Below are 12573 nucleotides of genomic sequence, written 5' to 3'. Positions count from 1 at the left end.
CCCATGTGGGAGCGAGCCTGCTCGCGAAAGCCGCGACTCGGTTTACAGCTCTACGACAACAGCCTGAGCAGCACGGGTCGCCTTGGCACGAGCGGCCTCGATCGACTCATCCCGCGCCAGCGCCACACCCATGCGGCGCTGACCATTTACCTCTGGCTTACCAAACAGACGCAACGCCGTGTCCGGCTCGCTCAACGCAGCCCCCAGATTGGCGAACGCGGTCTGAGTCGACTGCCCTTCCACCAGAATCACCGCCGAAGCCGAAGGCCCGAACTGACGAATTAGCGGCACCGGCAGGCCCAGAATCGCGCGAGCGTGCAGGGCGAACTGCGACAGATCCTGTGAAATCAAGGTCACCAGACCGGTGTCATGCGGACGTGGCGAGACTTCGCTGAACCACACCTGATCACCTTTGATGAACAGCTCAACGCCGAACAGACCACGGCCACCCAACGCTTCAGTCACCGCTTTGGCAACGCGCTCGGATTCAGCCAGGGCAATCGGGCTCATGGCCTGAGGCTGCCAGGATTCCTGATAGTCGCCCTTCTCCTGACGGTGACCGACCGGCGCGCAGAACGTGGTGCCGCCAATGTGGCGCACAGTCAGCAAGGTGATTTCGTAATCGAAATCGATGAAGCCTTCGATGATCACCCGACCCTTGCCGGCACGACCGCCCTCTTGCGCGTAGTCCCAGGCTTTCTGCACGTCATCGACGCTGCGCAGCAGGCTCTGGCCTTTGCCCGAGGAACTCATCACCGGTTTGACCACGCATGGGAAACCCAGGTCTTCAACGGCTTTGCTGTAGTCCTCGAAGGTGTCGGCAAAGTGGTACGGCGAGGTCGGCAGGTCCAGCTCTTCAGCGGCCAGACGACGGATGCCTTCGCGGTTCATGGTCAGTTGCGCCGCGCGCGCTGTAGGGATCACGGTGAAGCCTTCGGCTTCCAGTTCGACCAGGGTAGCGGTGGCGATGGCTTCGATTTCCGGCACGATGAAATGCGGCTTCTCGGCTTCGATCACGGCACGCAGGGCGGCGCCGTCGAGCATATTGATCACGTGACTGCGATGGGCAACCTGCATGGCTGGCGCATTGGCGTAGCGATCGACGGCAATCACTTCAACGCCCAGGCGTTGCAGCTCGATCACCACTTCCTTGCCCAACTCACCACAGCCACACAGTAATACGCGGGTCGCGGTTGGCGACGATGGAGTTCCGATACGGGTCATCTCAGGTCCTCAAAGAAGCGGATCATCGAGGAAAGCAACGCCAGACGCGCTTTCCATGGGGAGAAAGCGCGGCATTTTACATGAACCTGAGGTTTTGGCTTCAGCCGGCGACGGCCTGTTTGCGCTCGCGCCAAGCCATGATCAGCCAGACGGCGGTGACACCGGCAAACTTCGAGGCCAGGGCGGTGATGAGCACGGGCGGCGTCAGCAGGTCGATCATGCCGAAGAAGATGAACGTATCGAGGGGAATGCTCAGCGCCGAACTGATCCACAAGCGGTCGCGCAATGGCCGTTTGGTGATGCTGAACACCAGCCAGTCGATGCACTCGGAGACCGCGAACGCCGTGGCGCTGGCCAGTGCGATAGACGGATCGGACGTGACGTAAGACAGCACCAGCGCCGCCAGCATCGCGACGATCGCACCGTGGCCGAAGCGGGTTTGCACCATATCGCGCAACACGAAAACCAGGCCGCCCCAGGCCGACCAGATGATGTCCAGGTGTGGCGCGGTGGAAAAGGCGAAGTTGATCAGCACGACGCTGCTGATGTAGGCGATGAGGAAAATCATGGAGGCGACCTGGCAGATTGGCGCACAGATTACTGGACCCGCAGATCAAGAGCCACCCCCTCACCCCAGCCCTCTCCCCGAGGGGCGAGGGGGAAAGGGAGCCCATCTTCGCTGGATTCCAATCCGAGCTCGACTCGATAACGCAGATAGGTGAAGCTCGAACAATCCCTGTCCTTCAGGCGAGGGGAAAGGGAGCAGATCGGGGGGCTTTTCGAAACCTGAGTTCGACTCGGTATGTCAGGTCGGCGTATAGCGTAAGACACCTCGGTCAGTCCCCTCTCCCTCTGGGCGGTCCGACGTTTCGGGAGGGTTAGGGTGAGGGCTATCCCAAGCCGCTCACGATTTCGAAGGGATCATCCACACCAACCCACTCGCCTTCGCCCGCTCATGACACAACCCCAGCACCACCCGCCGCTCGTCATTGGTCATGCGGCCCCAGCGGGTAATCTCCTCGACCGTACGCTGGCAGCCAGTACAAATATCCTCCTCATCCAGTGCACAAATATTCACGCACGGCGAGGCGACAGGTCTTTCGACGGTCGTCATTCTTCTTGCTCAACCAGATCGCGCGCATAACGCTGCGAGTTATGCACATAGTGGGCGGCGCTGGCCTCAAGCATCTTCTTCTGCGGCTCGGTCAGCTCACGCACGACCTTGCCCGGAGAGCCCATCACCAGTGAACCATCGGGAATTTCCTTGCCTTCGCCGATCAGCGAGTTGGCGCCGATGATGCAGTTCTTGCCAATCTTTGCGCCGTTGAGAATCACCGCGTTGATACCGATCAGGCTGTAATCGCCAACGGTGCAACCATGCAGCATGGCGTTATGGCCGATGGTCACGCCGGTACCGATGGTCAGCGGAAAGCCCATGTCGGTGTGCATCACCGTGCCATCCTGGACGTTGCTGTTTTTGCCGATCAGGATCAGTTCGTTGTCGCCGCGCAGCACGGCGTTGAACCAGACGTTGGCGCCCTCTTCCAGTTTGACCTTGCCCACCAGCACGGCATTGGGGGCCACCCAGCTCTGTGGATGGGTCTCGACACGGGCGTCGCCCAAGCGGTATTTCATCTTGTTTTCCTCAGGGCTAACGGTGTGATGGCCATTCGAACGATGGCTCAGGTGTTAATAAAGCTTTTCGGTGGTTCATGCAGGCTGATTTTCGCGTCATAGAGCAGGTTGATCAACTCTACGATCATGATCGCCGTCAGTCCCCAGATCTTGTATTCACCAAATCGATAACTCGGCACATACCAGCTGCGGCCTTGATAGTCGATACGATGGGTGTGTTCGCGGGGGTCTTTGCGGAAGAATTCCAGGGGTACGCTGAAGACTGCCGCAATCTCGGCATCGTTGGCGCGGTATTCGACAAAATCGGGGATGACGCCGACATAAGGCGTGACCTTGATGCCGTGCAGGGAAATCAGCGGGCTGAGCGGGCCGATGACTTCGACCAGTCCGGGCGGCAGACCGATTTCTTCCTCGGCCTCTCGCAGCGCGGTAAAGATCAGATCCGGGTCTTCCGGATCGCGGCGACCACCGGGGAAGGCGACTTCGCCGCCGTGGGTCGAGAGCCCGCTGGCGCGCAAGGTCAGCACCAGTTCCGGCTCGTCACTGCGAGTGATCGGCACCAGAACGGCGGCCTCGGGGAAACGTGTGTCGGTCTCCAGCGTGCGCGGTGTGTGGTTGCTAACCCTATGCAGTAGCTCATCCAGCATGAGTGTTCTCGATCAGTGCCTTACCCTGCATCATGCACCAATCATTGCGAGCGCCCAAGCCCCCGAAACCCGTCGTGTCGCGAAACGACAACTTGCCGACCGGCACCGCTGCACGCCAAGATAGGCGCAGCATTCAGGAAGCCCAGCATGAAATTTTGCAGCCACTGCGGTAACCCGGTCACCCAGCGCATTCCCGAAGGCGATTCGCGGCTGCGATTTGTCTGTGACAGCTGTCAGACCATTCACTATCAGAACCCCAATATTGTCGCCGGCTGCGTGCCGACCTGGGGCACCAAAGTGTTGCTCTGCCGTCGCGCCATCGAGCCGCGCCTCGGTTACTGGACGTTGCCTGCGGGCTTCATGGAGAACGGCGAGACCATCGAACAGGCCGCCGTGCGCGAAACCGCCGAGGAAGCCTGCGCCCGGGTGCGCAACCTGAGCATCTACACATTGATCGACGTGCCGCACATCAGTCAGGTGCATGTGTTCTTTCGCGCCGAACTGGTTGATCTGGACTTTTCCGCCGGCCCCGAGAGCCTCGAAGTGCAACTATTCGACGAAGCCGACATTCCCTGGGACGAGCTGGCTTTCCGCACAGTGGGGCGTACCTTAGAATGCTTCTTCGCTGATCGGCGTGTTGAGGTGTATCCGGTTCGTTCGGAATCGATTCCGCCGTTGATGCAGCCGGTGATTGTCGGTTAGAAGATCAAAAGATCGCAGCCTGCGGCAGCTCCTACACAAAACCTGTTTGCTTCACTCCTTGGGGAATCGTTTCAATGCGCTGGTTGCTTGCCCTGTTCTGCCTGTCGTTCGTTACCGTCTCCCAAGCGTCATTCGTGACCACCGTGACGCCTGCGAATACCCCGCTTATCGAGAAAGTCCTGGTACTCAAATCGGCTCATCAACTGCAGTTGATCGCCGACGGCAAGCCGCTGAAGACCTATCGCATTTCCTTGGGCAAAGGTGCGAAGAAAGGTCCGAAACTGATTGAAGGCGACAAACGTACGCCGGAAGGTTTCTATTGGATCGACTGGCGCAAGACCAGCGACAAATTCAACCTGTCGATGCACATTTCCTACCCGAACATCAGCGATTCGGCCCGCGCCCGGCGTGAAGGCGTCGAACCCGGCGGGATGATCATGATCCACGGCACGCCGGATTCGGAAGAAACCCCGGAAGACCTGTTCCACACCCTCGACTGGACTGACGGCTGCGTCGCCATGCGCAACGTCGATATGCGCGAAGTATGGAGCCTGGTGCCGGACGGCACGATGGTCGAAATCCGCCCTTAACCAGCGACCGCTGGTCACCCGCAAAAAAATAAATCAAAAGATCGCAGCCTGCGGCAGCGCCTACAAGGGTGATACCACTCTCAACTGTAGGAGCTGCCGCAGGCTGCGATCTTTTGCTTTTTACAGCCCACCTTTAATACCACTTCAAACCAACCCCTCTAAAACCCGCCATTTCATTGGATTAACCGCCCATTGCCTGCGTTGACATGGTATTCAAGTGGTATTAATTTCCGCCCCACAAGCGAGCCACAACAATCCTATACTCGCGTCGGAAATGACCTACATGAACGACTTTCAGGCCCTACGCCCAGACGACTCCCAGCCGACGCCGCTGTACCTGCAACTGGCGCGCAATCTGGAAGCAGCGATTCATGCCGGGCAGTGGAAGTCCGAGCAGGCGATGCCCTCGGAACGCAACCTCTGCGAGCAACTGGGCATTTCCCGGGTGACTGCGCGCAAGGCGCTGGAAGTCCTCCTCGACCAAGGCTTGATCCGCCGCCTGCAAGGCTCCGGCACCTTCATCACCCCACGCCTTGAACAGCCGCTGTCGCGCCTCTCGGGCTTCAGCGAAATGCTCCGCCTCAAGGGTTTTGTACCCAGCTCGCAATGGCTGGAACGCGAAATCACCTTGCCGACTCATGAAGAACTGATCCGTCTGAGCCTGTCGCCGAACGACAAGGTCGCGCGCATGAAGCGTCTGCGCAAAGCCGATGACACGGTGATGGCCATCGAGATGAGCACTTTGCCCGCCTCGATCATGCCCAAACCGCAATTGGTCGGCGATTCGCTCTACGAATACCTCGACGGCATCGGCAAACCGATCGTCCGCGCCTTGCAGCACATCCAGGCGATCAACGCCTCGGACGAGTTTGCCGCACTGGTCGGCATCGCCCCCGGCACCGCCATGCTGCTGATGACCCGGGTCGGCTATCTGGAAGACAACACGCCAATCGAAGTCACCGACACCTATTGCCGCAACGACTACTACGACTTTGTTGCAGAGCTGCGCCGCTAAAACGGCCCAAAGCGAGAACCAAAATGTCCAAAGACAACATCCTCACCGCCAGCGGCTGGATTCGCGGCCGGCTGGTCCACGAACACGGCAAAGTCGTGTCGATCGAAGGCGTGCCTTGCGATCCGGCAGACAATGACCTGCCGTACCTGCTGCCGGGCTTCATCGATCTGCACGTTCACGGCGGCGGTGGCAAAGACATCATGGAAGGCGCCAGCGCCTTCGAAACCATCACCAGAACCCACGTGCGTTTCGGCACCACCTCGCTGCTAGCCACCACCATGACCGCGCCGAGCGCCGAGATTTCCAGCGTCCTGAAAGAGGTCGGAGAATTCTGCGAACAGCGTCCGAGAGGTGCCGCGCGAGTCCTCGGCGTACACCTCGAAGGTCCGTACATCAACCCGGGAAAACTCGGCGCGCAACCGAACTTCGCCCACACCGCGCTGATGGCCGAGGTCGAAGAATATCTGGCACTGGCACCGATTCGGGTGATCACCATCGCCCCGGAAATCGCCGGTCATGACGGTTTGATTCGTGAGCTGAGCAGCCGTGGCATCCGCATGCAGATCGGCCACACCCTCGGCAGCTACGAGGAAGGCGTTGCTGCAATGGAGGCCGGCGCGACCAGTTTCACCCACCTTTACAACGCCATGAGCCCGCTGCATCACCGCGAGCCGGGCATCGTTGGCGCCGCATTGGCCCACGCCAAATTCGCCGAGCTGATTCCCGACTTGCTGCATGTGCATCCCGGCGCCATTCGCGTGGCCCTGCGCTCGATCCCGTGCCTGTATTGCGTGACCGATTCGACCGCTGCCGCCGGCATGCCCGACGGTGAATACAAGCTTGGCAGCCACACCGTGACCAAGTGCCTGGGCGGCGTGCGCCTGCCTGACGGCACGTTGGCCGGCAGCACGCTGACCATGGATCAGGCCCTGCGCAATCTGGTGAAGATCGGTTTGCCGATCGCCGAGGCCTCGCAGCGGCTGTCGCAATTTCCCGCCGATTACCTCGGCATCACCGAACGCGGGCGCCTGCAACCAGGTGCCTGGGCCGACTGCGTGCGGCTGGATCGCTCACTCACACTGACCGCCGTCATGGTCGAAGGAGAAGACATTGACTTCAAAAATGCTTGAAGAGGCGCTGTCCTCGTTCGAGGCCGTGCAAGCCCAACTGCAACAGCTCGACCCGCAAATGATCGAGATCGCCGGGCGCCTGCGCCGGCAGCCACCGCAAGTGGCGATGACCGTCGCGCGCGGCAGCTCCGACCACGCGGCGAGCTATTTCGCCTACCTGACCATGCAGCAACTCGGTGTGCCCGTGGCGTCGTTGCCGATGTCGGTGGTGACCATGCAGCAGGCGCCGTTGAAGGTCAGCGGTCAGGTCGCTTTCGCCTTTTCCCAGTCGGGGCAGAGTCCGGATCTAGTGAACAGCCTGCGTCTGTTGCGCAAGCGTGGCGCGTTGAGCGTATCGATGGTCAACGCTGCCGACTCGCCATTGGAAGCCGCGTGTGAATTCAGCCTGCCGCTACTCGCCGGAACGGAAAGCAGCGTCGCCGCGACCAAAAGTTTTATCGCCACCCTCAGCGCCAGCGCCCGTTTGATCGCGCACTGGAAAGAAGACAGCGAATTGCTCGAAGCCGGCAACGCGCTGCCTGAAGGCCTGCGCGAAGCAGCCAAACAGGACTGGAGCGTGGCCATCGAAGCCCTGCGCGATTGCGAGCGTTTGATGGTCATCGGTCGCGGTGCCGGTTTCGCCATCGCTCAAGAAGCGGCGCTGAAATTCAAGGAAACCTCGGCCATTCAGGCCGAAGCATTCAGCAGCGCCGAAGTCCGTCACGGCCCGATGGCGCTGATCGACGAACACTATCCGTTGCTGGTCTTCGCCCCGCGCGGTGCCGAGCAGGCAGGTTTGTTGAGCCTGGCGGCGGAAATGCGTCAACGCGGCGCCCGCGTCTTGCTGGCCGCGCCGGATGACATTGCCGAACGCGACCTGACCCTGACCCGCGCCGAACATCCGGCGCTCGATCCGATTCTGGCGATCCAGAGTTTCTACGTGATGTCCGCCGGTTTGGCCGTGGCCCGTGGCATGGACCCGGATCAGCCGCGCCACCTGAGCAAAGTGACCCGAACGCACTAATTGAAGCAAACCTGTAGGAGCTGCCGAAGGCTGCGATCTTTTGATTTTGATCCAAAAAAACAAGATCAAAAGATCGCAGCCTTCGGCAGCTCCTACAGGGGACATCGAACCGAGATTTAACCGATGAGACCGAGCCATGCACAACAACAATAAAGAGCTGACCCTCAGCGCCCCGCTCAGCGGCCCGGTGCTCACGCTCGCCAAAGTCCCGGACGCGGTGTTCGCCAGCGGCGCCATGGGTGACGGCATTGCCATCGACCCGATCAACGACACCCTGTACTCGCCGTGCGCCGGGGTGATCATTCACGTCGCGCGCACCGCCCACGCACTGACCGTGCGCGCAGATAATGGCGCGGAAATCCTCCTGCACCTTGGGCTCGACACCGTTGAGTTGAACGGCGAAGGCTTCTCGATGCTGGTCAAGGAAGGTGGCCGCGTGACCAAGGGTCAGCCGTTGTTGCGCTACGACCTGGACAAGGTCGGCCAACAGTGCAAGAGCCTCGTCAGCCTGTTGATCCTGACCAATAGCCAGGATTTTCAGGTACGCCCGATCACGCTGAAAGCGGTGAAGGTTGGCGAGCCGTTGTTGCACATTGTTGCGCGCAACAGCGTGGCGGCGAATGTTGCGCAGGTCGGCGGGCCAGAGGTTCATGGTCAGGTGTTGGTGGCTCATCGCGGTGGTTTGCATGCGCGCCCGGCGGCACTGATTCGGCAGACCGCGCAAGGTTTCAAGAGCCAGTCGCAACTGCACTTCGCCGGTAAATCGGCGCCGTGCAACAGCCTGATCGGTTTGATGGGCCTGGCGGTTGGCGAGCAGGATGAAGTGCAGGTCAGCTGTCAGGGGCCGGATGCCGAGGCGGCGCTGCAAGCGTTGCTCACGGCGCTGGCTACGGCGTTGCCGGAAGATCATCACGCGGCGGCACCGGCAAGTGTTGCGCCTCTCAAACGCCCGGCCGAAGCGGGTGTGCTGCACGGGGTGTGTGCCGCGCCAGGATTCGTCGGTGGTCCGCTGTTCCGCTTGAACGCGATCAATTTGCCGGTGGATACGGGCAATCACGATCCGCTGCAACAACAGCAGGTGCTTGAAGCTGCGCTGATTCAGGTGCGTAGTGAAATCGACGGCACCCTCGCCCAAGCGAAAAAGCACAAAAATGCCGATGAAGAAGCAATCTTCGCCGCGCATCTGGCGTTGCTTGAAGACCCGGCGCTGCTCGACGCGGCACAGCAATCCATCGAACAAGGCACTGCGGCGACTCACGCCTGGAGCCAATCGATCGATGTGCAGTGTGAAGTGCTGCAACACACCGGCAGCGCACTCTTGGCCGAACGCGCCAATGATCTGCGCGACCTCAAGCAACGGGTGCTGCGCGCATTGCTCGGCGAGGCCTGGCATTACGATGTGCCCGCTGGCGCCATCGTCGCGGCGCATGAACTGACGCCTTCGGATTTGCTGCAACTCAGCGCCCAAGGTGTCGCCGGGTTGTGCATGGCCGAGGGTGGCGCGACGTCGCACGTGGCGATCCTCGCTCGCGGTAAAGGTCTGCCGTGCATGGTGGCGCTGGGCTCGGCGCTGCTTGATCAACCGCAAGGGCAATCGGTGGTACTCGACGCCGATGGCGGCCGTCTCGAACTAGCGCCCAACGCTGAACGTATGGCCGAAGTGCAACAAGCGCAAATCGAGCGCCAGCAACGTCGCGACGCGCAGCAGGCCAACGCTCACTTGCCGGCCGAGACGCGAAATGGCGTGCACATCGACGTGGTCGCCAATGTCGCCTCCAGCGGTGAAGCGGCAGATGCCTTTGCCAATGGTGCCGATGGCGTCGGCCTGCTGCGAACCGAGTTTTTGTTCGTCGATCGCCAGACCGCTCCGGACGTCGAAGAACAGCGCAGCGCTTACCAGGCAGTGATCGATGCGATGGGTGACAAGTCGGTAATCATCCGCACCATCGATGTCGGCGGCGACAAGCAACTCGATTACCTGCCCCTGCCGGTCGAAGCCAATCCGGTGCTCGGTCTGCGCGGCATTCGTCTGGCTCAGGCCCGCCCGGAAATTCTCGATCAACAATTGCGCGCGCTGCTGCAAGTCAGCCCGTTGCGTCGTTGCCGGATCCTGTTGCCGATGGTCACCGAAGTGGATGAGCTGCTGCACATCCGCCAACGCGTCGATGCGCTGTGTCTGGAACTCGGTATCAGCCAACGCCCGGAAATTGGTGTGATGATCGAAGTCCCTGCCGCAGCGCTGCAAGCCGAACAACTCGCTGAACACGCCGACTTCCTTTCGATCGGCACCAACGATCTGTCGCAATACACCTTGGCCATGGACCGCGACCACGCCGGTCTGGCCGCCCGCGTCGACGCCTTGCACCCGGCGCTGCTGCGCCTGATCGCCATGACCTGCGAAGGCGCGGCGGTGCACAAGCGCTGGGTCGGCGTCTGCGGTGCCCTCGCCTCCGATCCGCTGGCGACGCCAGTGTTGATTGGCCTGGGCGTTACCGAACTGTCGGTCAGCCCGGTGCAGATCGGTGAAATCAAGGATCGCGTGCGCCAGGTGCACGAAGCCGAATGCCAGCGCCTCAGCCGCGACCTGCTCAAGCTAAGCAGCGCCGCCGCCGTGCGCCACGCCTGTCATCAACATTGGCCTCTGCGCTAACAAAAACAACAAGGACAAACGCCATGTACCAACTCTTCATCGAAGGCCTGCAACGCCTCGGCCGCGCGCTGATGCTGCCGATCGCGATCCTGCCGATTGCCGGCCTGCTGCTGCGCCTGGGCGACACCGACCTGCTGAACATCGCGATCATTCACGACGCCGGCCAGGTTATCTTCGCCAACCTGGCAATGATCTTCGCCATCGGCATCGCCGTCGGTTTCGCCAAGGACAACAACGGCACCGCCGGCCTCGCCGGGGTGATCGGTTATCTGGTAATGATCTCCACGCTGAAGGTGCTCGATGCGAGCATCAACATGGGCATGCTCGCCGGGATCGTCAGCGGCCTGATGGCCGGCGCGCTGTACAACCGCTTCAAGGACATCAAGCTGCCGGAGTATCTGGCGTTCTTTGGTGGGCGACGCTTTGTGCCGATTGTCACCGGGTTTGCGGCAGTCGGTCTGGGCGTGGTGTTCGGCTACATCTGGCCGCCGATCCAGCACGGCATCAACGCGTTCGGTGCGCTGATGATGGAGAGCGGCAGCCTCGGTGCGTTCGTGTTCGGCGTGTTCAACCGACTGCTGATCGTCACCGGCCTGCACCACATCCTCAACAACATGGCGTGGTTCGTCTTCGGCAACTTCACCGACCCAACCACGGGCGCACTGGTGACCGGCGATCTGTCGCGCTACTTCGCTGGCGATCCGAAGGGTGGCCAGTTCATGACCGGCATGTTCCCGATGATGATCTTCGGCCTGCCGGCGGCGTGTCTGGCGATGTATCGCAATGCCCTGCCGGAACGCCGCAAGGTGATGGGCGGGATCTTTCTGTCGATGGCGCTGACTTCGTTTCTGACCGGGGTGACCGAGCCGATTGAATTCGCCTTCATGTTTTTGGCACCGTTGTTGTATCTGCTGCATGCGCTACTGACTGGATTGTCGATGGCGATTACCAATGCGCTGAACATTCACCTCGGTTTCACCTTCTCCGGCGGCTTCATCGACATGGTGCTGGGTTGGGGGCGCTCGACCAATGGCTGGCTGGTGATTCCGGTCGGGCTGGCTTACGCCGTGGTTTATTACGCGGTGTTTGATTTCTGTATTCGTCGTTTCAATTTGAAGACGCCGGGGCGTGAGGACGTCGCTGTCAGTGAAAAAGCCGTGTTGACTGAGAACGAGCGCGCCAGTGCCTACATCAAGGCGTTGGGCGGAGCAGAGAACTTGCTCACCGTCGGTGCCTGCACCACGCGGTTGCGACTGGAGATGGTTGATCGCAACAAGGCTTCGGATGCGGATCTGAAAGCGTTGGGTGCGATGGCGGTTGTGCGACCGGGTAAAGGTGGGAGTTTGCAGGTTGTGGTCGGGCCGATGGCAGACAGCATTGCCGATGAGATTCGTCTGGCGATGCCTGCATTGGGGCGTGCTGTTTTGGTTGAAACCACTGTTGTTGATGAGCCGAAAGTTATGGCCGTTGCCGGTTCCGAGGCGCAGCAATGGCTGAACGCGTTGGGCGGTGGCGACAATGTGCTGCAACTGGATTGCATCGCGATGACGCGGATTCGTCTGCAATTGGCGGATGGCAAGGCGTTGTCCGAGGCGCAGTTGAAAGAGCTCGGGTGTCAGGGCGTCAGCCAGTTGGATGGCGGGGTCTGGCATTTGCTGATAGGCGACAAGGCGGCGAGTTTGAGTGGGGCGTTGGAAGCGCTGGTCAACCGCAGCGAGGTCAGCGCCAAAGTCTGACCCCACACATCACCCCTGTAGGAGCTGCCGCAGGCTGCGATCTTTTGATTTTGCTTTTTTACAATCATAAGCAAGAGCAAAAGATCGCAGCCTCGTTTCACTCGACAGCTCCTACAGGGAAGCTATCTATCCGAAGAATCAGGTCGGCTTTCAGGCCGTCATCGCTGGCAAGCCAGGCTCCCACAGGTTCTTCACTGTTCTCAAAACTGTGCACAACCTTGCGGGAACCAGCCTGCTGGCG

The 12573-nt window shown here is 60.7% G+C and carries 12 protein-coding genes; 7 read left to right on the top strand and 5 right to left on the bottom strand.

The genetic code is table 11. From position 1 onward, the window contains the following. Positions 1–42: 42 nt before the first annotated feature. The 5 genes from purT to RMV17_RS05165 form a co-directional block, all read right to left on the bottom strand. Positions 43–1224, bottom strand: coding sequence for a formate-dependent phosphoribosylglycinamide formyltransferase (gene purT, locus RMV17_RS05185; RefSeq protein WP_311885943.1), 1182 nt, complete (start codon positions 1222–1224; stop codon positions 43–45). 100 nt (positions 1225–1324) lie between these two features. Continuing rightward, positions 1325–1792 (bottom strand): VUT family protein, encoded by a 468-nt coding sequence (locus RMV17_RS05180; protein WP_034154819.1) that lies wholly within the window; start codon positions 1790–1792, stop codon positions 1325–1327. A 336-nt stretch (positions 1793–2128) separates the two neighbouring features. Further along, positions 2129–2338, bottom strand: coding sequence for a DUF1289 domain-containing protein (locus RMV17_RS05175; RefSeq protein ID WP_034154817.1), 210 nt, complete (start codon positions 2336–2338; stop codon positions 2129–2131). Continuing rightward, positions 2335–2859, bottom strand: a complete 525-nt coding sequence (locus RMV17_RS05170) for a gamma carbonic anhydrase family protein (RefSeq protein ID WP_034154816.1) — start codon at positions 2857–2859, stop codon at positions 2335–2337. The genes RMV17_RS05175 and RMV17_RS05170 overlap by 4 nt, the downstream gene beginning before the upstream one ends. Positions 2860–2906: 47 nt before the next feature. Next, positions 2907–3506 carry a CoA pyrophosphatase gene (locus RMV17_RS05165; protein ID WP_034154815.1) on the bottom strand — a complete coding sequence of 200 codons (600 nt, stop codon included), beginning with the start codon at positions 3504–3506 and terminating at the stop codon, positions 2907–2909. A 147-nt stretch (positions 3507–3653) separates the two neighbouring features. On the opposite strand from RMV17_RS05165, the gene RMV17_RS05160 reads away from it, so the two are divergent. From RMV17_RS05160 to nagE, 7 genes are all read left to right on the top strand, one after another. Continuing rightward, positions 3654–4208: an NUDIX hydrolase gene (locus tag RMV17_RS05160; protein WP_311885942.1), complete on the top strand. Its 555-nt coding sequence runs from the start codon at positions 3654–3656 to the stop codon at positions 4206–4208. 74 nt (positions 4209–4282) lie between these two features. Next, positions 4283–4798 (top strand): murein L,D-transpeptidase family protein, encoded by a 516-nt coding sequence (locus tag RMV17_RS05155; protein WP_160056083.1) that lies wholly within the window; start codon positions 4283–4285, stop codon positions 4796–4798. A 283-nt stretch (positions 4799–5081) separates the two neighbouring features. Further along, complete coding sequence (locus tag RMV17_RS05150; protein ID WP_034154812.1) at positions 5082–5813, top strand: GntR family transcriptional regulator; 732 nt, start codon at positions 5082–5084, stop codon at positions 5811–5813. 23 nt (positions 5814–5836) lie between these two features. Beyond that, positions 5837–6943, top strand: a complete 1107-nt coding sequence (gene nagA / locus RMV17_RS05145; RefSeq protein WP_311885941.1) for an N-acetylglucosamine-6-phosphate deacetylase — start codon at positions 5837–5839, stop codon at positions 6941–6943. Then, positions 6924–7946, top strand: coding sequence for an SIS domain-containing protein (locus tag RMV17_RS05140; protein ID WP_311885940.1), 1023 nt, complete (start codon positions 6924–6926; stop codon positions 7944–7946). The genes nagA and RMV17_RS05140 overlap by 20 nt, the downstream gene beginning before the upstream one ends. A 136-nt stretch (positions 7947–8082) precedes the next feature. Next, positions 8083–10596, top strand: a complete 2514-nt coding sequence (ptsP, locus tag RMV17_RS05135) for a phosphoenolpyruvate--protein phosphotransferase (protein ID WP_311885939.1) — start codon at positions 8083–8085, stop codon at positions 10594–10596. 23 nt (positions 10597–10619) lie between these two features. Next, positions 10620–12332, top strand: coding sequence for an N-acetylglucosamine-specific PTS transporter subunit IIBC (nagE, locus tag RMV17_RS05130; protein WP_311885938.1), 1713 nt, complete (start codon positions 10620–10622; stop codon positions 12330–12332). Positions 12333–12573 lie beyond the last annotated feature (241 nt).

It is taken from the genome of Pseudomonas sp. VD-NE ins (assembly GCF_031882575.1).
GTDB lineage: Bacteria > Pseudomonadota > Gammaproteobacteria > Pseudomonadales > Pseudomonadaceae > Aquipseudomonas > Aquipseudomonas fluorescens_BZ.
The sequence above is the reverse complement of the archived record's forward strand: the minus strand, read 5'-3'. Positions and strand labels throughout refer to the sequence as shown.

Bases quoted from the DNA above. Each gene is read 5' to 3' on its own strand.
- nagE (WP_311885938.1), top strand. From the start codon at position 10,620: ATGTACCAACTCTTCATCGAAGGCCTGCAACGCCTCGGCCGCGCGCTG.
- RMV17_RS05155 (WP_160056083.1), top strand. From the start codon at position 4,283: ATGCGCTGGTTGCTTGCCCTGTTCTGCCTGTCGTTCGTTACCGTCTCC.
- RMV17_RS05165 (WP_034154815.1), bottom strand. From the start codon at position 3,506: ATGCTGGATGAGCTACTGCATAGGGTTAGCAACCACACACCGCGCACG.
- nagA (WP_311885941.1), top strand. From the start codon at position 5,837: ATGTCCAAAGACAACATCCTCACCGCCAGCGGCTGGATTCGCGGCCGG.
- ptsP (WP_311885939.1), top strand. From the start codon at position 8,083: ATGCACAACAACAATAAAGAGCTGACCCTCAGCGCCCCGCTCAGCGGC.
- RMV17_RS05175 (WP_034154817.1), bottom strand. From the start codon at position 2,338: ATGACGACCGTCGAAAGACCTGTCGCCTCGCCGTGCGTGAATATTTGT.
- RMV17_RS05170 (WP_034154816.1), bottom strand. From the start codon at position 2,859: ATGAAATACCGCTTGGGCGACGCCCGTGTCGAGACCCATCCACAGAGC.
- RMV17_RS05160 (WP_311885942.1), top strand. From the start codon at position 3,654: ATGAAATTTTGCAGCCACTGCGGTAACCCGGTCACCCAGCGCATTCCC.
- RMV17_RS05150 (WP_034154812.1), top strand. From the start codon at position 5,082: ATGAACGACTTTCAGGCCCTACGCCCAGACGACTCCCAGCCGACGCCG.
- RMV17_RS05180 (WP_034154819.1), bottom strand. From the start codon at position 1,792: ATGATTTTCCTCATCGCCTACATCAGCAGCGTCGTGCTGATCAACTTC.
- purT (WP_311885943.1), bottom strand. From the start codon at position 1,224: ATGACCCGTATCGGAACTCCATCGTCGCCAACCGCGACCCGCGTATTA.